Annotated in this window: 12 protein-coding genes; 10 read left to right on the top strand and 2 right to left on the bottom strand. The window is 36.8% G+C overall.

Annotated elements, in window-relative coordinates; translation table 11 throughout:
• Positions 1 to 141 precede the first annotated feature (141 nt).
• The 10 genes from DCO46_RS17865 to DCO46_RS17820 all read left to right on the top strand — a co-directional run bounded on the left by DCO46_RS17865 (position 142) and on the right by DCO46_RS17820 (position 12,541).
• On the top strand, positions 142 to 2,958 hold the full coding sequence (locus tag DCO46_RS17865; RefSeq protein WP_116753853.1) for a TonB-dependent receptor domain-containing protein: 2,817 nt from the start codon (positions 142 to 144) through the stop codon (positions 2,956 to 2,958).
• A gap of 86 nt (positions 2,959 to 3,044) precedes the next feature.
• Complete coding sequence (locus DCO46_RS17860; protein ID WP_116753852.1) at positions 3,045 to 4,616, top strand: G-D-S-L family lipolytic protein; 1,572 nt, start codon at positions 3,045 to 3,047, stop codon at positions 4,614 to 4,616.
• Positions 4,617 to 4,848: 232 nt separating this feature from the next.
• A complete protein-coding gene (gene atpD / locus DCO46_RS17855) occupies positions 4,849 to 6,360 on the top strand; it encodes a F0F1 ATP synthase subunit beta (RefSeq protein ID WP_116753851.1) in 1,512 nt (503 codons plus the stop codon).
• A gap of 92 nt (positions 6,361 to 6,452) precedes the next feature.
• Positions 6,453 to 6,734: a F0F1 ATP synthase subunit epsilon gene (locus tag DCO46_RS17850; RefSeq protein WP_116753850.1), complete on the top strand. Its 282-nt coding sequence runs from the start codon at positions 6,453 to 6,455 to the stop codon at positions 6,732 to 6,734.
• 63 nt (positions 6,735 to 6,797) lie between these two features.
• Positions 6,798 to 7,328, top strand: a complete 531-nt coding sequence (locus DCO46_RS17845; RefSeq protein ID WP_116753849.1) for a hypothetical protein — start codon at positions 6,798 to 6,800, stop codon at positions 7,326 to 7,328.
• Between the two features lie 158 nt (positions 7,329 to 7,486).
• Entirely contained in the window at positions 7,487 to 8,125 is a 639-nt protein-coding gene (locus tag DCO46_RS17840) for an NAD(P)-dependent oxidoreductase (protein ID WP_116753848.1), read from the top strand.
• Positions 8,126 to 8,199: 74 nt separating this feature from the next.
• Positions 8,200 to 9,336, top strand: a complete 1,137-nt coding sequence (locus DCO46_RS17835) for an aminotransferase class I/II-fold pyridoxal phosphate-dependent enzyme (protein ID WP_116753847.1) — start codon at positions 8,200 to 8,202, stop codon at positions 9,334 to 9,336.
• A gap of 33 nt (positions 9,337 to 9,369) precedes the next feature.
• Positions 9,370 to 9,987 carry a dethiobiotin synthase gene (bioD, locus tag DCO46_RS17830; protein ID WP_116753846.1) on the top strand — a complete coding sequence of 206 codons (618 nt, stop codon included), beginning with the start codon at positions 9,370 to 9,372 and terminating at the stop codon, positions 9,985 to 9,987.
• 19 nt (positions 9,988 to 10,006) lie between these two features.
• Positions 10,007 to 11,278: an adenosylmethionine--8-amino-7-oxononanoate transaminase gene (gene bioA, locus DCO46_RS17825; protein WP_116753845.1), complete on the top strand. Its 1,272-nt coding sequence runs from the start codon at positions 10,007 to 10,009 to the stop codon at positions 11,276 to 11,278.
• 96 nt (positions 11,279 to 11,374) lie between these two features.
• Positions 11,375 to 12,541: a beta-ketoacyl synthase N-terminal-like domain-containing protein gene (locus tag DCO46_RS17820; RefSeq protein ID WP_116753844.1), complete on the top strand. Its 1,167-nt coding sequence runs from the start codon at positions 11,375 to 11,377 to the stop codon at positions 12,539 to 12,541.
• Positions 12,542 to 12,619: 78 nt separating this feature from the next.
• Here the strand turns inward: DCO46_RS17820 and DCO46_RS17815 are convergent, their stop codons facing one another.
• Both DCO46_RS17815 and DCO46_RS17810 read right to left on the bottom strand, forming a co-directional pair.
• Positions 12,620 to 15,712 carry a T9SS sorting signal type C domain-containing protein gene (locus tag DCO46_RS17815; protein WP_116753843.1) on the bottom strand — a complete coding sequence of 1,031 codons (3,093 nt, stop codon included), beginning with the start codon at positions 15,710 to 15,712 and terminating at the stop codon, positions 12,620 to 12,622.
• Between the two features lie 173 nt (positions 15,713 to 15,885).
• Positions 15,886 to 20,976, bottom strand: a complete 5,091-nt coding sequence (locus DCO46_RS17810; protein WP_116753842.1) for a T9SS sorting signal type C domain-containing protein — start codon at positions 20,974 to 20,976, stop codon at positions 15,886 to 15,888.
• Positions 20,977 to 21,380 lie beyond the last annotated feature (404 nt).

Raw genomic sequence — 21,380 nt, 5'->3', positions numbered from 1 at the left:
TTTTAATTGAATAAAAGCTATTGACGAATAGTTAAAATAATAAGTATAATTATGATAAATATGAATTTTATTTAACAAATTTTTATACATATTGAAATTATTTGTATTTTGGTATCATTAACTAACCAAAAACCTAACACAATGAGAGTGTATTTGCTGATTATGTTGTTTTTCTGTGGAATTTCCTTTGCGCAGAATACAATTACTGGTTCTGTTACCGATAGTAACAAACAATCTATTCCTGGTGCCAATATAAATGTGGTTGGAAGTTCTACCGGAGCTTCAACAGATTTTGATGGTACATTTAAATTGAATACTTCATCTAAACCACCATTTACTATAAAGGTATCAGCAGTTGGTTTTGAAACACAAACTGTTAATGTCACATCTTTAAATCAAAGAATAGATGTGGTATTAAAAGATGAAGAAACAAAACTTGATGAAATTGTAGTTTCTGCTTCTAGAACTCCCGAAAGAGTTATTGAGTCTCCGGTAACTATTGAAAGAATGGGAATCCAGGAAATTAAAAATACCACTGCCGCAACCTTTTATGATGGTTTGGAAAATTTAAAAGAAGTAAATTTTAATACAAGCAGTATTTCTTTTAAATCGATAAACACCAGAGGTTTTGCTACAGTTGCCAATACTCGATTTATGCAATTAGTAGACGGGATGGATAATTCATCACCAGCTTTAAACTTTGTATTGGGTAATCTTATTGGAGTTTCTGATATTGATGTAGCAAACGTTGAGCTTTTGCCGGGAGCATCTTCTGCACTTTATGGAGCAAATGCTTTTAATGGTATTATGTTTATGAACAGTAAAAGCCCGTTTACAAACGAGGGAATTAGTGTTTATTACAAATACGGACAGACAAATCAGGATGTAGCCGGAACAAATGACTATAATGATTTTGGAATAAGAGCTGCGAAAGCATTCACGCGACACTTTGCGATGAAAGCAAACTTTACCTATATGGAAGCATCAGAATGGATCGCTGCCGACAACAGAAGTATGACTGGCGGGTCTATTGGTCATGCGATGAATCAGAACTATGATGGTTTGAATATTTACGGAGATGAGATTACAACATTTATTCCAAATGTTGGACAGGTTAGTCGTACCGGATATCGTGAGCAGGATTTGACTGATAATAAAGTAAAAAGTATGAAAGCTGATTTTGGTTTGCATTTTAAACCTTGGGCAAATGATACGGAGTTTATATTACAATACAAAATCGGTACAGGAAGCACTATCTATCAGGGAGCCAACAGATATGCTTTGAAAGATTTCTTAATGCAACAAGGTAAATTCGAGGTAAAAGGGAAAAACTTTTTTGCCAGAGCTTATTTTACAAGTGAGGATGCCGGAGATTCTTATGATATGAGATTTGCCGGATGGAATGTAAACAGATTGGCTAAGTCAGATAAAAACTGGTTTACAGATTATGGAACAGCTTTTCAATTATCATCTGCTATTCTTGGTCTTAATCCAAACGATGCTGCTACTTATGCAAGAAACTTTGCTGACTATAATGTTTCACCTCTTATACCATTAGTGCCAAATATTGATCCTCTCAATCCTAGTGCTCCAAGATCAGCAAGATTTGAACCAGGTTCAGCTCAATTTAATAATGCATTGGCTAAAGTAACCAGTAATCCTGACCTTACTCAGGGGGCTAAATTTATTGATCATTCAAAATTATATCATTCAGATGTAAACTATAACTTGAGAGATGTAATCAAATTTGCTGAAATTCAGGTTGGTGGTTCGTGGAGAAAATACATAATGGACTCAGAAGGAACTATTTTTACAGATTATGATGGTCCAATTGATTATAAAGAATATGGAGCTTATGCACAATTGCAAAAAAAGTTCTTAGACGACAGATTGAAGTTTACAGGGTCTTTACGTTATGACAAAAGTCAAAATTTTGATGGCAATATTTCGCCAAGAATTTCATTCGTATACTCTGCGGGTGCATCTAAAAGACATAATTTCAGAGTTTCATACCAAACAGGTTTCCGTAATCCAACAACACAGGATCAGTATATTGGTTTAGATTTAGGACCATTTGCATTAATAGGTTCTGCTCCCGACAACTTAGATCGTTTTCAGGAAACGCAGCCTGTTAGTCTTGCCGGTCAGGCAATACCTGGTGCAGGTATTGGGCCTACAGTTAACTTGTCAGGACGTATGGCCTATGACAATGCTTATACATTAACTTCTGTTCAGGCGTTTGGTGCTTCCGGAAATGTTGACGACCTGAAAGTGGCAAATATCGGATTAGTAAAACCGGAACAAGTACAGGCTTTTGAAGCAGGTTATCGTACAGTTGTTCAAAATGATTTATCAATCGATATCAACGGATACTACAATATCTATAATGATTTCATGAATACTTCCAGGGTAATTACGCCTTATTATGGAACTGTAGGAACTGATCCTGCGCAGGCTGGTGTTCTTTTGAGTTATGCTGCTTTGGCAAATGGAGACAGAAGAGTTTATCAGGTTTATACGAATACAACTGCACAAATTACTTCATTAGGTTTTGGAGTTGGTTTGTCTAAAAAAGTATATAAAGATTTTGAATTAGGAGTTAATTATAATTATGCCCAATTTGATTTTGACCAATCAGAAGATCCAAGTTTTGTGGCTGGATTTAATACTCCAAAACACAGAATTAAAGCTTCTCTTGGTAACGCTAAGGTGACTGAAAATTTAGGTTTTAATGTTAATGTTAGATGGAATACTGAATACTTATGGCAGTCTTCTTTTGGAGACGGAATGATTCCGGAAAATACAGTTCTTGATGCTCAGGTGAATTACGGTATACCAAAACTGAAATCAGTTATTAAGGTTGGAGCGACTAACCTTTTCGGAAAAGATTATCTTCAGGTAGTAGGTGCGGGTATGATTGGTCAGATGTGGTTTGCTTCGTGGACAATTAATCCTTAAGGATCAACTATTATTTAGTCAAAAAAGGTGCCTTTCTTTTATTGTGATATAATTAGAAAGAGCTAATAATTTTAAAAGTTAATGACATGAAAAAAAATATAAAATGGCTATTATTGGTTTCTTTAACCTTTATAGCATGTAATAATGATGATGATAAGAATAGTGAGGCAGAGGTGCCAGTAACGGCTGGCTCGGCAGTTTTTACAAAATATGTGGCATTGGGTGATTCTTTTGCTGCAGGATATAGTGACAATGCTCTTTTCAAAAAAGGACAGGAAAATGGATATCCAAACATATTAGCTCAACAGTTTGTTGCAGCAGGTGGAGGTACATTTACGATTCCTTATGCAAATGATAATACTGGAGGTTTGTTATTTGGGGGTCAGGTAAATCCGGCATTCGGTCCTCGTTTATATTTTAACGGGGCAGCACCGGTTCAGGTTCCTGGTGTACCTACTACCGAAGTTATGGCGCATCTGAATGGATCTTTTAATAATTTAGGAGTTCCGGGAGCAAAAAGTTATCATTTAGTAGCCAGTGAATATGGAAATCCTGCCCGTTTGGCTATTGGCGCTGCTAATCCTTATTTTGTTCGTTTTGCAAGTTCAGCTACAACCTCGGTCTTAGCTGATGCGATAGTGCAATCTCCAACTTTTTTCTCTTTATTTATTGGAGGTAATGACGTGTTGAGTTATGCTATTTCAGGTGGAATAGGAATAAATCAGACTGGTAACATGAATCCGGCAACTTATGGAAGTAATGATATTACAGATCCAACGGTTTTCGCATCAGTATATACTTCCATGGCAACAGGTTTAACTGCCAATGGAGCAAAAGGAGTAGTGGCAAATTTGCCATATATTACTGCGTTACCCTATTTTACAACTGTTCCTTATAATCCACTTACAGCTAAATCCCTTGGAGCTAATAATGAAGCGTTAGGGAAAGCAGCAATTAAGGATCTTAATACAAAATTATACGGGCCATTAAAACAGGTGCTAACTTTATTTGGTGCTGGAGACAGAATTAATTTGTTATCTGAAACCAGTGCAAATCCTGTTTTGATAAAAGATGAAAGTTTAACTAATTTATCTGCTCAGCTGACACAAGCATTTACTCCAAGCTTAGGGGCACAAACAGCAGCTTTTTACGGAGTAGTTTTTGGTCAGGCCAGACAGGCAAAAGCTACTGACCTGGTTGTATTGCCGACCAGAACTGCTATTGGAGCGGCTCCAACTGCTACTGATTCCGGCGTGGGGTTTGTACCACCTGCTCCATTGGATAAATTTGGAGTAACATTTCCATTACAAGATAAGCATGTTCTTATTCCGGCAGAAATTGCAGAAATAAAAACAGCTACAGATGCTTACAATGCAACAATTAAATCTGTAGCAGATCAGAAGGGTCTTGCTTTTGTTGATACAAGGGCGGTGTTAACCCAATTGTCAAGTGGGGGAATTAAGTTTGGAAACTTTAGCTTGACATCTACATATGTGACCGGAGGAGCTTTTTCTTTAGATGGAATTCACCCGAGCGCAAGAGGATATGCCTTAATCGCTAATATTTTTGTAGATGCTATAAATGCAAAATATGGTTCGACGCTGAGACATGTTGATTTGGCAACTTACCCGGGTCAATATCCGAAGACCCTTCCGTAAAGGCAAAATTTTCAATAAAAAAGCCACTCATTTCTAAAATGTGGTGGCTTTTTTATTTAACTAAAAAATTACCATTTTAGATATTTGAGGGCTGACTTTTAAGAATCAAACAAAAACGTACTATTTTTTATAAAAAAAATATTGATTTTTTATTTTAAAAAATTATCTTTGCGCTCTGAAAAAAGAGGTATTTTCGATAAACCTAAATAGCTATTTAATAAATACATAAGTAATGTCAAAAGTAATAGGAAAAGTTGCTCAAATCATTGGACCAGTAGTTGACGTAGTTTTCAACGGTAAGGATGTTGAACTTCCAAAAATTTATGATTCACTAGAAGTCACAAAAAAAGACGGAACATTATTAGTTCTAGAAGTACAATCTCACATTGGTGAAAACACTGTTCGTACCATTTCTATGGACTCGACAGATGGTTTAAGCAGAGGATATGAAGTAGTTGGAACTGGTAACCCAATCCAAATGCCAATCGGTCCGGATGTATATGGAAGATTATTTAATGTTGTTGGAGATGCCATTGATGGTTTAGGTGAATTGCCTAAAACTGGAGAAAATGGTTTGCCTATTCACAGACCGGCTCCTAAATTCGAAGATTTATCAACTTCATCTGAAGTTTTATTCACAGGTATCAAAGTAATCGATTTGATCGAGCCTTATGCAAAAGGAGGTAAAATTGGATTGTTTGGTGGTGCTGGTGTTGGTAAAACAGTATTGATTCAGGAATTGATCAACAATATCGCAAAAGGTCACGGTGGACTTTCAGTATTCGCAGGAGTAGGAGAAAGAACACGTGAAGGAAATGACTTGCTTCGTGAGATGTTAGAGTCAGGAATTATTAAATACGGTGATGATTTCATGCACTCTATGGAAAATGGAGGATGGGATTTATCTAAAGTAGATATGCCAGGAATGAGAGAGTCTAAAGCTACTTTCGTTTTCGGACAAATGAATGAGCCTCCTGGAGCTCGTGCACGTGTGGCACTTTCAGGATTATCTATCGCTGAGTATTTCCGTGATGGAGCAGGAACTGACCAAGGTAAAGATGTATTGTTCTTCGTTGACAATATCTTCCGTTTTACTCAGGCAGGTTCTGAGGTATCGGCACTTTTAGGCCGTATGCCTTCTGCAGTAGGATACCAACCAACTTTGGCAACAGAGATGGGAGCTATGCAAGAGCGTATTACATCTACAAACAAAGGATCTATTACATCTGTACAGGCGGTTTACGTTCCTGCGGATGACTTAACTGACCCGGCGCCGGCTACAACTTTCGCCCACTTAGATGCAACAACGGTATTGTCTCGTAAAATTGCTGAGCTAGGTATTTATCCAGCGGTTGACCCGTTAGATTCTACTTCAAGAATTTTGACTCCTCAAATTTTAGGAAATGAGCACTACGACTGTGCACAAAGAGTAAAAGAGATTCTTCAAAAATACAAACAATTGCAAGATATTATCGCGATCTTAGGTATGGAAGAGTTATCTGAAGAAGATAAACTTTCTGTATCAAGAGCACGTCGTGTACAACGTTTCTTGTCTCAGCCTTTCCACGTAGCGGAACAATTTACAGGTATTCCTGGAGTATTGGTTGACATTAAAGATACTATCAAAGGATTCAACATGATTATCGATGGTGAATTAGATCACCTTCCGGAAGCGGCTTTCAACCTGAAAGGTTCTATCCAGGATGCTATCGAAGCTGGAGAAAAAATGTTGGCAGAAGCATAATCAAGCGTAGCTTGATAAACAACAAAACATAAAAATTCCAAATTCCAAGATTGGGATTTGGAATTTTATAATTTGGAATTTAAAAAAAAGTTATGATTTTAGAAATAGTATCACCAGAAGCAAAATTATTTTCAGGAGAAGTAACATCTGTTACATTGCCTGGAGTTGATGGAAGCTTTCAAATATTGAATCATCACGCTCCTATTGTTTCTATTCTAGAAAAAGGAACTATTAAGATTGTAGCGCCAAGCTTCAGTTTTTCTAAAGAAGTTGCGGATAAATTCACGAAAGTAAATGACCAGACTTATACTTTAGATATCGTGTCAGGTACTATCGAAATGAAAGACAATAAAATAATTGTTTTAGCAGACTAAGACAAATTTTAAATAATTTTAAAAAGCCAAACATTAATGTTTGGCTTTTTTTATTTTTGGTGAATGAAAGAAATAACCGAATTTGAAGTTTCTATTTTTGAAGGTAAGCGCGCATGGTACGAATTGCTGCTTGCAGCAGTATTTTATAGTGCTTTTATTTACATGGTAACCCTAACAGTATATTATGGATTTATTGAGAAATCTGTACAAATTTTTATAAGAGCTTTTGTTACGTTGCTTTTATGCGGTACATATAGTATTGTTTATGGATTGAGGTTCTCTGCGACCAAAAATTTACTGATAGATGTTGATACCAATTTGATTGTCTCACGATATGTGGTTGGACCATTTTCATATGATGTGAAATCAAAAGTTACAGAATTTGAATATGTTTCTTTTTATGAAGACAGATACGGTTGTTTCGGAACTAATTTGTGGTATGTTAAAAATAAGCATTACAAAATGTATAGTTTTGAAAATAAAGAATCAGCTTATCAATTCGCATTGGACATTTCAAATAAACTAAATATTGACCTACTTGATGCCACAGAAAAAGGAAATTTTCAATGGATTGAAAAACAGAATCTAAAATAATTAGAGCCAACTTTTTAGTTGGTTTTTTTATATCTTTGAATTATTAAAATCTCTTTATAAAATATTGATTTATATAAAAGCTCAGTAAGCTTTTGTTTTTTGCACATTATCAAACAGATATAGTGCAGTTTATTTATGTCAAATTTTATAGAGAATATATGAAAAATATAAAAAAAGTTGCCGTTTTGGGCGGTGGCGGCAGAACTGGAAGATATCTTGTAAACCAGTTATTAGAAAAAGGATTTAATGTAAAAGTCCTTTTAAGAAACCCGCAAAACTTTACAATCCAAAATTCCAAAATTGAAATTATTAAAGGCGATGCTATCAGCGAAAGTTCGATAAGATCATTGCTTGAAGATTGTCAGGCAGTAGTTAGCACAGTTGGACAGAGGCCGGGTGAACCAATGGTTGCCAGTCAGGCGACTAAAAACATCTTAAAAATCATGAATGAATTTGATATTGAGAGATATGTGCTGTTGGCAGGACTGAACATCGATACACCTTTTGATAAAAAAAGTGAAAAAACATTATTAGCGACTGAGTGGATGAAAGCTAATTATCCTGAGATTCAGAAAGACCGTCAACTCACTTATGATTTACTGACTGAAAGTAATGCTGACTGGACATTAATCCGTGTTCCGTTTATTGAATTTACGGATACTACTGCTGAAGTTATTGTAAATCCTGAAGACTGTCCGGGAGATAAAATAAGCTCTTTTGATATTGCCGGTTTTATGGTTCAGGAAATTATCGAACCAAAATTCATCAGAAAAGCACCTTTTATAGCAAATATTTAAAATCTGATTTTAAACAGCGGGCGATATAATCCCGCTGTTTGTTATATCAAATTTCAATTTCATAACTTTGTTTTATGAATTTACCAGAAAATCTTAATCAGAAACTTGAAGCCAGAAAACAGAATAACGCTTTAAGAAAACTGCCAAGTTTTAATAATCTTATCGATTTTTCTTCAAATGACTATGTAGGGTTTTCAAAATCGGAAACTATTTTTAGGCAAGCCCATCATTATTTGATCGAAAATGAGATTATTCAGAATGGGGCAACTGGATCACGATTGATTTCAGGAAATCATTCGCTTTATCAAATTGCAGAATCCTTTATTGCAGAATTTCATGACGTAGAAACGGCTTTAATTTTTAATTCGGGCTACGATGCCAATGTTGGTTTTTTTAGCGCTGTACCGCAAAGAAATGATGTTATTTTGTACGATGAACTAAGTCATGCTTCAATCAGGGATGGAATCTCTATGTCGAATGCCAAATCCTATAAATTCAGCCATAATGATTTCGAAGATTTAGAACGCCTTATAGAAAAATTTCCCGATACGAATATTTATATTGTGACCGAAACGGTTTTTTCTATGGATGGTGATAGTCCAAATTTAGAAGAACTTGTTTTGTTATCTGAAAAATACAATTGCTATTTAGTTGTTGATGAAGCGCATACTTTAGGAGTTTTTGGCGATAAAGGTGAGGGGCTTATTCAGGATTTACAATTGCATAATCGAATTTTTGCCCGAATTATGACTTTCGGAAAAGGTTTGGGTTGTCATGGTGCTGCAGTTTTAGGGAGCATAAACCTTAAAGAATATTTGGTAAACTTTGCCAGAAGTTTTATTTACACCACAGGATTGTCTCCACATTCTGTTTCTACAATTTTGACAGCTTATCAACAATTAGAAAACGAGAAAGAAACGATTAATAAATTACGACAGAATATCATATATTTTAATCAGCAAAAGAACATTTTGGGACTCAAGCCTATATTTGTCCGTAGCAAATCTTCTATTCAGTCTGCCATAATTCCGGGTAATGAAAACGCAAAACGTTTGGCACAGGATTTACAGGATAAAGGTTTTGATATAAAGGCGATATTGTCACCAACGGTTCCGGAAGGGCAGGAACGACTTCGTTTTTGTATCCATAGTTATAATTCGGAAGAAGAAATAAACGCAGTTCTGGAGTTGTTAAGAGATTTTGTTTTTTAAATTGGTATTTTTGTTCTCCATTAAAACAAAGAGATGAAATTATTTGTAACAGGAATTTCAACAGATGTTGGTAAAACCATTACTTCTGCCATAATCGTAGAAGCTTTAGAAGCCGATTATTGGAAACCAGTTCAGGCGGGGGATTTAAAAAACTCGGACAGTCATAAAATCAAATCAAAAAACTCGAATACAAAAACTAAGATTTTTGATAACAGCTATAAACTCAATACGCCTGCAAGTCCGCATTTGGCAGCTGAAATTGACGGAATTACAATCGATTTAAAACAAATCAAAGAACCGAAAACGGACAATCATTTAGTAATTGAAGGTGCCGGAGGAATTTTTGTACCATTAAACGAAAAAGACACCATTATAGATTTGATTCAGCCGGATTATAAAATAGTGGTGGTTTCAAGACATTATTTAGGAAGTATCAATCATACGCTGCTAACTGTTGAAGCTATAAAAAATCGTGGTTTTGATGTTCACGGAATCATCTTTAGCGGAAGCGAAAACAAATCGACTGAAAGTTTGATTCTCAATAAAACCGGAATAAAATTTATCGGAAGAATTGACGAAGAACCCTATTTTGATCAAAATGTAATTAAAGAATATGCCGATTTATTTAGGGACAACTTGTTGGCTTTATAAATCTAAAATTTAAAATCAAATGACATTATCAGAAAAAGACAGCCAGTATTTATGGCATCCTTATACACAACATAAAACCTCGCAAACACCAATTGCAATTTCAAGAGGAGAAGGAGCTTTGCTCTGGGATGAAAATAATAAAGAATACATTGACGCGATTGCATCCTGGTGGGTAAATCCGTTTGGACATAGTAATAAATTTATTGCCGACGCGATTTACAAACAACTGACAACTCTGGAACATGTTCTGTTTGGAGGTTTTACGCATGAACCAGCCATAAAAGTGGCAGAAAAACTAATAGAAATTCTTCCTGACAATCAACAGAAAATATTTTTTTCGGATAATGGTTCAACAGCCGTTGAAGTTTCCATAAAAGTTGCGCTACAATATTTCTTTAATAAAAATGAAAAACGAACTACGATAATCGCTTTCGAAAATGCTTTTCACGGCGATACTTTTGCAGCGATGGCGGCAAGCGGAATCTCATTTTATACTCAGGCATTTCAGGGAATGTTTATAGATGTCGTTAGAATTCCGGTTCCGGTAAAAGGGCAGGAGCAAGCGAGTTTTGATGCCTTAAAAAATGTAATTGAAAGCCATAATTGTGCAGGATTTATTTTTGAACCTTTGGTACAAGGTGCTGCCGGAATGGTAATGTATGAACCGGAAGCTCTTGCAAAATTAATCCAGATTTGCAAAGAAAATAACGTTTTGACAATTGCAGATGAAGTAATGACCGGTTTTGGTAAAACAGGAAAAACATTTGCAATGGATTATGTTTCTGAAAATCCGGATATGATTTGTTTGTCTAAGGCCTTAACAGGAGGAACAATTCCGATGGCAATTACCACTTTTACGCAAGATGTTTTTGATGCATTTTATGATGATGATATCAATAAGGCACTATTTCACGGACATACTTTTACGGCAAATCCAACAGGGTGCGCTGCAGCTCTGGCAAGTATTGATTTACTGCAGACGAATGAAATGCAGGCTAATATTGAAAGGATAAATAAGAATCATTTAAACTTTCAGAAGAAAATTGAAAATCATCCAAAAGTAATAACGGCCAGAACTTTGGGAGTTATTTTTGCAGTGGAGATAAAATCAGACTCAGAAGAAAGCTATTATGGATCGATGCGTACCAAACTCTATAATTTCTTTATTGAAAAAGGAGTTATTTTGAGACCAGTTGGTAATATCGTATATATTTTGCCTCCTTACATCATGACAGACGAACAGCTTCAGAAAGTATATCTGACGATTGAAGAAGCTATTGAAATGGTTTAAGATTTAGATAAACCTATAATCTTAATCATTTTATTTAATAATACATCGTGCGGACTTTGCATTAACTTTGCGAACTTTGCGGTTAAATAATTTACATTGAATACAAAAATTGCCATAACAGCCTTTTCTTCTATTTCTCCTCTGGGTAATAATCCTGAAGAAATCTGGAAAAAATACCTCAATAACCAGCATTGTTTTTCGAAACAATTTTTAGATCAGCAGGAAACTTCTGTGGCTGCTTTAGAAGCTGAATCGAAACAAATTGTTGCAGCAGTACGTGAATCAGATATTAAATATAAATTTCTGGATGATTCTGTTCTGTTTGCTTTGGCGGCTTCAAGAAAAGCTGTCGAAAAAGCAGGGTGGGGTAAAGATGATATTTTCGGTATCAATATTGGTTCTTCGCGCGGTGCTACAGATTTGTTTGAAAGACATTATAAAGAATATATGGATACGGGGAAAGCACAGACTTTAGCTTCTCCAACAACTACTCTGGGGAATATCTCTTCCTGGATTGCACATGATTTGCAAAGTGCCGGGCCTGAAATTTCACATTCAATTACATGTTCTACTGCTCTTCATGCACTTCTAAATGGTGTTGCATGGCTGAAATCAGGAATGGCAGATAAGTTTTTGGTTGGTGGAAGTGAAGCTCCTCTGACCGATTTTACGATTGCTCAGATGAGGGCATTAAAAATATATTCGCGGATTGATCAGGATGATGAAGACTGGCCAAATCTGGCTTTTGATTTTGAAAAAACACAAAATACGATGATCTTAGGTGAAGGTGCAGCAGTTTGCTGTCTTGAAACCGGGGAAAAAGAAAATGCAATTGCATATGTAACGGGTGTGGGGTATGCAACTGAAATTTTAGAACATAACATTTCGATTTCTGCAGAAGCTGATTGTTTTCAGAAATCGATGAAAATGGCATTGCAGGGTACTAATTTAGAAGAAATAGATGCTATCGTCATGCATGCTCCAGGAACGATAAAAGGAGATCTGACAGAACTACGTGCCATTGAAAAAGTTTTTGGTGAACATATGCCATTATTAACTACAAATAAATGGAAGATTGGGCACACTTTTGGGGCTTCGGGTATATTAAGTTTAGAACTGGCCCTTTTGATGATGAAGCATGATACATTTGTAGGGGTTCCTTTTGCTGAAAACAGTAAACAAAAAAAACCGCTGAAAAAAATAATAATTAACGCCGTTGGTTTTGGAGGGAATGCAGTTAGTATTCTGATTGAAAAAGCATAACTAAAATAATTTTATAATAAAAAATCCATTTGCCTTTCGACAAATGGATTTTTTATTAGAGTAAACCTAAAGTTTATTTTATTGAAAGATAATCTTTTTGGTTATAGTGTAATCATTATCAATACTCACTTTTATCAGTAATATCTGATTTGCTGTTTGTGAATTAGATATTTGCAATTCTGTTGCATTTACTTTGTTTTTACTGTATACCAGTTTTCCTGAGATATCATAGATCTTAACTTCTTTAATGTTCTCTTTGGCAGAAGTTACTCTGATTACCTTGCTTTTTACCGAAACCAAAATTCCGTTTTCGGTATTCTCAAAATCACCTGTACCTAATGTTTTATTAGTGTAACGCAATACCAGACGATCGGTAAAAGTACCTGCCGCTGTGGTAAAAGTAAATTTACCGGCTTTCAGGTCATGAACAATTCCCGTTGTCTTGTCTTCAATATAAACAGCATTCGTGGCAAGATCACCATCAGCCTGATCGATAGAAATCGTAAAATCACCTGCAATTGTAGTTCTGTACCCTAAAGGAACAATATCTGTATCTGAAAAAGGCAAAGCACGTCCCTGTATCACATATTTACTTTGGGCATTAACACTATAAAAATCAACATACATATTTCCGTCAAAAGTTTTTCCGTCATAGTTTTTGTCAAAATCGTTTGTTGCTCCATCTACATAACCTACCAGCATTTGCTTGAAAGCCCCTCCGTCATTGGTCAGGTTAAGCCAGATATGATGTCCATCTGTATCGGTTTCTTTTGCTGTTTTTCCAGGTTTAAAGAACTGACCGTTATGCGTTCCGCCTTCACGCATATCATTATTGAAATGAATGGTTCCGTCAGTGGCTGCTTTGGCAAAAAACGATTGCCCGGCTGCAATGTAACCCAATGGGGTATTGTTATTGTTTCCTGAATTTCCACTCTGTGCAGGAGCAGTAGATGTACCACCTGTTAAATTATAAGAAGCGTAATCACTTGTAGTATATTGATAGGCTCCTCCCAATACCACAGGAGTGTTATGTGTCCAGAAATAAAGGGTTCCGTTCATAAATAAGTTCGCTGCTAAAAACTTCGATGCTCTTATCGCGGATGGATATGGATTTCCGATCAGGTAATATTTACCGCCTACTAATGTTTCTCCTGATATAATTCCGTTGTTAGGAACACCTGTAAAAGAAGCAGGATAATCTGCTTTTGCAGTATTAGAATAGTTTTGAGGCCCGCGTATGATATATCCCTTCCCGACCATCATATTGGTATTTCTGTCGGTTACCAGCCAATTGCTTCCCGTAAATCCCATGTACATGTTATACTGGGTTCCAGGAGAAACATCAATTAGTTTCCATGGACTTACCGGTGTTGACCAGTATGTAAAATCGGCCTGACGGATCTGTTTACTGATACGTTTATAGGTAATGTTTCCTGTATTTACAGAAGCATCGTTAACCTGAACCAGACTAGAGCTGTCTTCAAAAGTCAGTGATCCTCCGGTTGTAACATGTAAGGCATTCGTTATTTTTAAGGTACGTCCGGTTGGTACAACAAGGTTAACCCCTGAATTGATTGTACAGGAACAGGCTTCTATATCTGCGGCTATTGTAAATGGCCCTGCAAAAACAGCGCTTTTAGTTGCATTCGGTGTGCCGTTTGACCATACCGTTCCATTCCAGGTTGTAGATGATTGATTCGTAATAACTACATCTGCTGTTGCAGGAGATTTACACCCTGTGCTGTTTGTAACTCTAAAAGTATAGGTTCCTGCAGCAAGACCAGTTATGGTTCCAGATGTACCAGTACCTGTCGTTGTGATAAGACCAGGACTTCTTTCGATAGTCCATGTTCCGGTTGGAGGCAGATTATTCAAAACCACACTTCCTAAATCAGTACATGTTGTATTTGTAATAGTACCAATAGTTGGAGGTGCCAAAAGAACTGTTACAGTAGGGATATTATCTGTATTTGTTTGTCCCGAAATATCTTCAACAATATTTAACGAAGGATCTGTACCTGTTACTTTGGCTGAATTTGTAACTCGTCCGGCTGCTACGTCTGCGGCTTTAATGGTGTAAGTACCCGTTAAGGTAGCTTTTGCCCCAACTGCTAAACTGGAAATAGGATTTCCGGTAATTACCAATCCCGCCATCGGGTCTGTAACCTGAATATTAGTTATAGGAACTTCTCCTGTATTTGTAACTTCAAAAGTATAATTGATAACATCTCCTAATTTACCACAGGATGCCATTGTAGCTTTTTTAACTAAACCTAATTCTGCAATTTTAAGTGAGCTTGTATTGAAGGCTATAAAGGCACAATCTGAACTACCGGAAAAAGTAATTACAAAACGATCTACCTGTGCAGCATTTGTAGATGTAATTCCAAAAGAACTCGTTTCAATTCCCAATAATCTTATATCTCTTGTTGATGCGGGTGAAAAACCATTACTGCCTCCATCTGCCTTGAATAAATCAAGACTATAAGTACCAATAGCAGTAACTGATCCAAACGCCACCGATATTTCAGTTCCGACAGTATTTCCTGTAGCATCAATAAATTTGAATTTATCAGCCAAACTACTGCCACCCGGATCTGCTACCTGAGTTACAATTAAATCAGGTACTCCATCTCCAATACCAGTCAGATTTAGGTTATTTGTACCAATCTTAAATTCGGCTACACCGGCTTTTATATTAGCGACACCAGTTCCAAGAGTTAATCCGTTGGTTCCGTCTGTAAGTCTTGAGGCAAGTTCTGCACCTGTAGCACTTGTTCCCGCTAATGGCGGTACCAAAGTTGCGGTAGTTGCCGATCCGTCGATCATCGATCCTTGTAGTATATACATACCGGAATCTAAGCCTAAGGTTTGAATTTTTAATGCTCTAAATCTCTGAGGATTAAACGTTACACCATTTGTAGTAAGTGTGTTGTCACTAACTCCGGTTGAATAAGTTTGACCATTCCATGCAAAACCCAGTAAGTTATTTGCAGTATCCGGACGGTTTCCTACTCCGGTGGTTGAATTGGAAGTCCAATATCCTTTCCAGTCAGTATGAATTCTTGTGATAGTATTTTGACTAAACGTCTTAAAAGATATTAGGAAAAAAAGGAGTATTAAAGTTTTAGAAAATAAAGAACGAATGGGGTATAAAGTTTTTGGAGGCATAGAATTGATTGTTGGTTTGATTGGTTAAAATTTGATTATAAATTTTGAATAGGTAGCTAAAAAATTACAACATTATATTTTTTAATAAGTGGTATATCATAAATTTGGTTCTTAATTAAAACAGAAAAAATCCGACAGTTTTCACTATCGGATTTGTATTGATTATTTTAAAATCAATTAAAAATTATTTTTTTAGATGCGATAAAACCGTTCTCTAAAGTTACTTTTATAAATAAAACCTGATTTCCTGATTGTAAATTTGATATCTGGAACTCGGTTGTTTCAATTTTATTTTTGGTATAAAGGGTTTTTCCTGTAATATCAAAAATGCTTATCTCTTTAATGTTTTCTTTCGCAGAGTTTACTTTGATCACTTTGTCCTTTACAGAAACGATTAAATCATTTTCAGTGTTTTCAAAATCACCGGTACCTAATGTTTTATTAGTGTAACGCAATACCAGACGATCAGTAAATGTACCAGCCGCTGTGGTAAAAGTAAATTTACCGGCTTTCAGGTCATGCACAGCTCCCGTTGTTTTGTCCTCGATATAAACTGCGTGAGTGGCAAGGTCTCCATCAGCCTGATCGATAGAAATCGTAAAATCACCTGCAATTGTAGTTCTGTACCCTAAAGGAACAATATCTGTATCTTCAAAAGGTAAAGCACGTCCCTGAATTGCATATTTCTTTTGGTCGTTAACACTGTAGAAATCAACATACATGTTTCCGTCAAAAGTTTTTCCGTCATAGTTTTTGTCAAAATCGTTTGTTGCACCATCCACATATCCTACCAGCATTTGCTTGAAAGCGCCTCCGTCATTGGTCAGGTTAAGCCAGATATGGTGCCCATCTGTATCTGTATCTGTATCGGTTTCTTTTGCTGTTTTTCCAGGTTTAAAGAATTGTCCGTTATGGGTTCCACCTTCGCGCATATCATTATTGAACTGGATTGTTCCATCACTGGCTGCACTGGCAAAAAATGACTGTCCCGCCGCAATGTAACCCAATGGAGTATTATTGTTGTTACCTGAATTTCCACTCTGTGCAGGCGCAGTTGATGTTCCACCTGTTAAATTATAAGAAGCATAATCGCTGGTTTTGTACTGATAAGCACCGCTTAATACGACAGGAGTATTATGTGTCCAGAAATAAAGAGTTCCGTTCATGAACAGGTTTGCTGCTAAAAACTTTGACGCTCTTATTGCGGATGGATACGGATTTCCGATAAGGTAATATTTACCGCCTAGTAATGATTCTCCTGATATAATACCGTTATTCGGAACACCTTTAAAGGAAGCTTCATAATCTGCTTTTGCAGTGTTGGAATAGTTTTGAGGCCCACGGATAATATATCCTTTCCCTACCACCATATCAGTGCTTCTGTCCGTTACTAACCAATTGGTTCCCGTAAAGCCCATATACATATTGTATTGAGTCCCTTCAGAAACATCTATTAGTTTTTGAGGGCTTACCGGTGTTGACCAGTATGTAAAATCTGCCTGACGAATCTGTTTGGTAATACGTTTATAGGTAATTTTTCCTGTATTTACAGAAGCATCATTAACCTGAACCAGACTAGAGCTGTCTTCAAAAGTCAAAGTAGCCCCGGTTGCAACATTAACTGCATTTGTAATTTTCAGGGTAATTCCGGTAGCAACTGAAACATTTACGCCCGAATTGATCGTACACGAACACGCTTCTAAATTTGATGTTATAGTGTAAGCTCCTGTAAAAATAACATTCTTTGTAGCATTAGGAGTTATTCCGCCTGCCCACGAAGTTCCATTCCATGTTGCAGTCGACTGATCAGCAATCTGAACATTAGAGAGTGGTAATGAAGTACATGAACCATTACTTACTGTAAAAGTATAAGTTCCTGCAGCTAGATTTGTAACGGTATAGGTTGAACCAGTGTCTGTTATAGAGTTTGGAAAAGTACCTGTTTGTGTTAATGTCCAGGTTCCTGTTGGTAAGCCTGTTAAGGTTACACTTCCATTAGTTGTACATGTAGCCGGATTAATAGTTCCTGTTACCGGAGCGGGCGGAGTTGCTCTTACATCAGTAGTTGAAGATGTAGCAACTGCTGCCGTACAGCCATTACTATTTTTATAATTGATTGTTACCGTTTTGTTTCCCGTTGTTAACCATCTTAAAGTTACAGTAGAACTATTTCCTCCTAATCCGCCTGAAATAATCCTGTAATCATTGGTTACCGTTCCTGATACTGTCCAGACATAATTGTTTTGTAATGTTTGTGTAGTATAAGTTATGTCTGTACCAACACACGATATGGCACCTGCGGAAGCTGTAAAAGTTGGTGTTGGTAATGGATCTACATCCACTCTTGTTTCTATTGCATTTTTCGCATCACAAGAACCATTTTTAACAACTGCTCTATAAGTTCTAAAAGCGGATAAAATTTCCGGAGGTGAATAAGTTACAGCACTTGATGTATTAGGAATATCATACCATGTTGTATTACCTGCATCATCACTATATTGCCATTTTACAACTTTAGTAGCATCTTGATATACAGTATTGTTTAAATCATAGCTGTACAAAGTTAAAGTTGGAGTTGCACTTCCCAAACATATATGTTTACCTCCTCTTGTTACACCTCTGTCGGTAGTAATTACAGTCGTTGTTATAGAATTTGAAGTTGCAGGACTCCCCGTTAGACAAGGAGTGGCATTAGAAGTCATAACAACCTTAATAGCATCTGAGCTAGTTAGCTGATTTGTTGTATATGTCGCTCCATTCTGACCAGAGATTAAGTTTGTTCCATTGTACCATTGATAAGTTGGATTAGCTCCTCCATTTACAGCTGTCGCAGTAAAAGTTACCTGAGTTCCCTGACAAATTGAGCCAGATTGATTAGATGCAAGTGTTACACTAGCAGGTTTGTTTGCATTTACTGTTATTGTAGCAGATGTGTTTCCTGTAAACCCAGTGCTTCTTGTACAAGTAGCATTTGCTACAGAAACCAGGTTATATGTTGTTGTATTTGTAACTGTTGGTGTAAAAGTTGCAAAAGCTGAACCACTATTAACATTTGTTACAGTTCTATTTGCTGTTCCATCGTTATAAACAATTGTAAAAGGACCAGATCCTGCTGTAGCAGTAAATGTTAATTGTCCTGATCCTGTTGCACAAAACGGACCGTTAGCCGTTATACCTCCCTGAGGAAGTGCAGCAACAGTTATTAAAACTACCTCTGAATTTGCTGTTCCACATGTTCCTGTGTTAACCACAGCTCTAAAGTAAGTGTTAGCCGTTAAAGCTCCTATTGAAGCAGAAGATAAAGTTGCTGTTGTTACATTTATGGCAGTTGTTGTTGCCGGCGCAAATGTAGAAGTGCTTGATTTTTCCCATCTTGTAATAGATCCGGTATAACCTTTAACTGTTAAACTTGCCGGGCTACTTCCTGTACAAATAGTTTGTGCCGAATCGATTGTACCTCCTCCGGATACATTTATCAATAAAGAACTTGAATATGAAGTACAATTAGATCCTGTTAAAACTGCTCTAAAATAAGTATTTGCAGTTAGTGCACCAATTGTAGCGCCAGTTAAAGTTGCTGTTGTTGCATTTATTGTAGTTGGACTTGTAAATGCTGCATCAGTTGATTTTTCCCATCTGGCGATAGTTCCGGTATTTCCACTAAGTGTTAAATTTGACGGATTTGCACCCGAACAAATTGTTGTTTGAGTTGATGAAACAGTTCCTCCAACCGGAGAACTGGTTGAAAAGCTTATAGTATTTGAATTTGCTGTAGTTGTACAACCATTATAAGCTCTAACTCTGTAATATAATGTTCCCGCAGGAAGATTGCTAGCAGGATAACTTCCGTTACTGTAAGTTACATTGAAATTATTATATCCCGGAACAAAATTAGTAAAAGCATTATCGGTTGCTATATCTAAATAAAGTCCAACCGCATTTGCAACTGAACTATAATTTAGCTGAGCATAAGAACATTGTATGTTTGAGGCATTATTCGCAACAGGAGTTGCCGTTATAATTGGATTTACTGTGACATATATACTTTTTCCTCCATTGTCAGTTCCACAAGCATTTGTAGAAGTAATTTTTAAATTACCACTTGTTGCTGTTGCAGAAAAAGCCACAGTTGCAGAAAGCCCGTCTGCGGAAGGAGTAATAGTAGCTCCTGACCCACCATACGACCATGTATAAGCATAAGAGCCCTGAACAGCACTTGCTGTATAACTTGTAGAAGTTCCCTGACATTGTGTTGATGAACCGGTTAGCGTTGCAGGTGCTGCACCCGGACCATTGTTAACATAAACAATTCTTGTAGCAGTTTGTGTTGTACAAGATGCTGAAGAAATTGTATAAGTAATGGTTGCCATACCAATCGTTCCTCCAGAAGTTACCACTCCCGTTGAGCTATTAACTGTTGCAACTGAAGTGTTACTGCTTGACCACGTACCACCGCCAACTGTAGACGAAAAAGTTGTAGAAGTTGTACCATAAGTACAGATCGACTGAGTACCTGATAATGTTCCTGCTGAGGTAGGGCAATTGTAAGTTATGGCGATTTTGCCATTTCCACCTCTTCCACCAGTATTAGTATATCCGGCACCGCCTCCACCACCACCTGGGTTATCACCATTATCAGAGGCTATATTAGAATTTACGCCATTTCCTCCGGCTCCTCCATCTGTAACTGCTGTTCCTCCGGTTGCATTAACTCCTGGATTACCGTTAGAAGCACTTCCGGCGCTACTTCCTCCAGCTCCTGAACGCGTATTGCCCACATTACCATTGCTTCCTCTTCCTCCATAAAAATTCGTTATATCAGCTGCCGTTACATTTCCGGAAGTTACTGCCGCTCCTCCATTTCCACTGTCAAAGTTAATTACTCCTTCGCCTCCTGTACCGCCAACAGCACGTAAGATGGCACTGGTGTTAAACCAGCTTGTACCTCCTGTAGCTCCATTTCCTCCACTGTTTGTTCCTCCGGCACCACCCTGGCCAACTGTATATTGGTAAGTTGTACCAGGTACCAAGCCAGTAAAAGTTTTTCTGGTATAAGCTCCTCCGGTTCCACCGCCGGCAGCAGCATAAGTTCTTGCGCCACCACCTCCACCACCTGCACCCCAACATTCAACCGTTATTGAAGTTATACCAGCAGGCACTGTCCAGGTTTTTGAATTCCCCGGTGTCGAATCCGTAAAATCTTGCCCAAAAGAGCAAAAAGAAACAGTAAAAAATAAAATGCTTAAAAGTAAAGTTTTCTTCATGTTAAATGTTTTCTATCAGGTTGTTATGCCAGCATAGGATTTATTGCCGAACAAAGATATATACATCTACGAGGTTGAAAAGAAGAGGGTTTTTATAATGCCTATATAATCGTTGAAATGTTAAATAAAGTCGTTGAACTACACGGTAAAAAACGACATTTTATGTTAATTCTTATAAAATGATCAAATTAAATATAGGAATAATCGTAAATTATAGGCAAAATAAGTTGAAAAAATCAGGATTTAATCTTAAAAACGTCGAGTTTTCTGAAAATTTCGCAAGAAAGTAATATTTTATAACTAAAAAGAAAGACTCTGTTCAGTCGATTTTGGTCATCAAAATAATCAATAGTCTCGTTAAGCTGAAAGTGTGTTAACACCTGATCTGCTACATAACTATGATA

This window comes from Flavobacterium sp. HTF, assembly GCF_003105115.1.
Classification (GTDB): Bacteria; Bacteroidota; Bacteroidia; order Flavobacteriales; family Flavobacteriaceae; genus Flavobacterium.
This window is presented reverse-complemented; position numbering and strand designations above follow the sequence as displayed.

Excerpts from the sequence above, each read along its gene's own strand:
- DCO46_RS17865 (WP_116753853.1), top strand. The coding sequence starts at position 142 with ATGAGAGTGTATTTGCTGATTATGTTGTTTTTCTGTGGAATTTCCTTT.
- DCO46_RS17860 (WP_116753852.1), top strand. The coding sequence starts at position 3,045 with ATGAAAAAAAATATAAAATGGCTATTATTGGTTTCTTTAACCTTTATA.
- atpD (WP_116753851.1), top strand. The coding sequence starts at position 4,849 with ATGTCAAAAGTAATAGGAAAAGTTGCTCAAATCATTGGACCAGTAGTT.
- DCO46_RS17850 (WP_116753850.1), top strand. The coding sequence starts at position 6,453 with ATGATTTTAGAAATAGTATCACCAGAAGCAAAATTATTTTCAGGAGAA.
- DCO46_RS17845 (WP_116753849.1), top strand. The coding sequence starts at position 6,798 with ATGAAAGAAATAACCGAATTTGAAGTTTCTATTTTTGAAGGTAAGCGC.
- DCO46_RS17840 (WP_116753848.1), top strand. The coding sequence starts at position 7,487 with ATGAAAAATATAAAAAAAGTTGCCGTTTTGGGCGGTGGCGGCAGAACT.
- DCO46_RS17835 (WP_116753847.1), top strand. The coding sequence starts at position 8,200 with ATGAATTTACCAGAAAATCTTAATCAGAAACTTGAAGCCAGAAAACAG.
- bioD (WP_116753846.1), top strand. The coding sequence starts at position 9,370 with ATGAAATTATTTGTAACAGGAATTTCAACAGATGTTGGTAAAACCATT.
- bioA (WP_116753845.1), top strand. The coding sequence starts at position 10,007 with ATGACATTATCAGAAAAAGACAGCCAGTATTTATGGCATCCTTATACA.
- DCO46_RS17815 (WP_116753843.1), bottom strand. The coding sequence starts at position 15,712 with ATGCCTCCAAAAACTTTATACCCCATTCGTTCTTTATTTTCTAAAACT.
- DCO46_RS17810 (WP_116753842.1), bottom strand. The coding sequence starts at position 20,976 with ATGAAGAAAACTTTACTTTTAAGCATTTTATTTTTTACTGTTTCTTTT.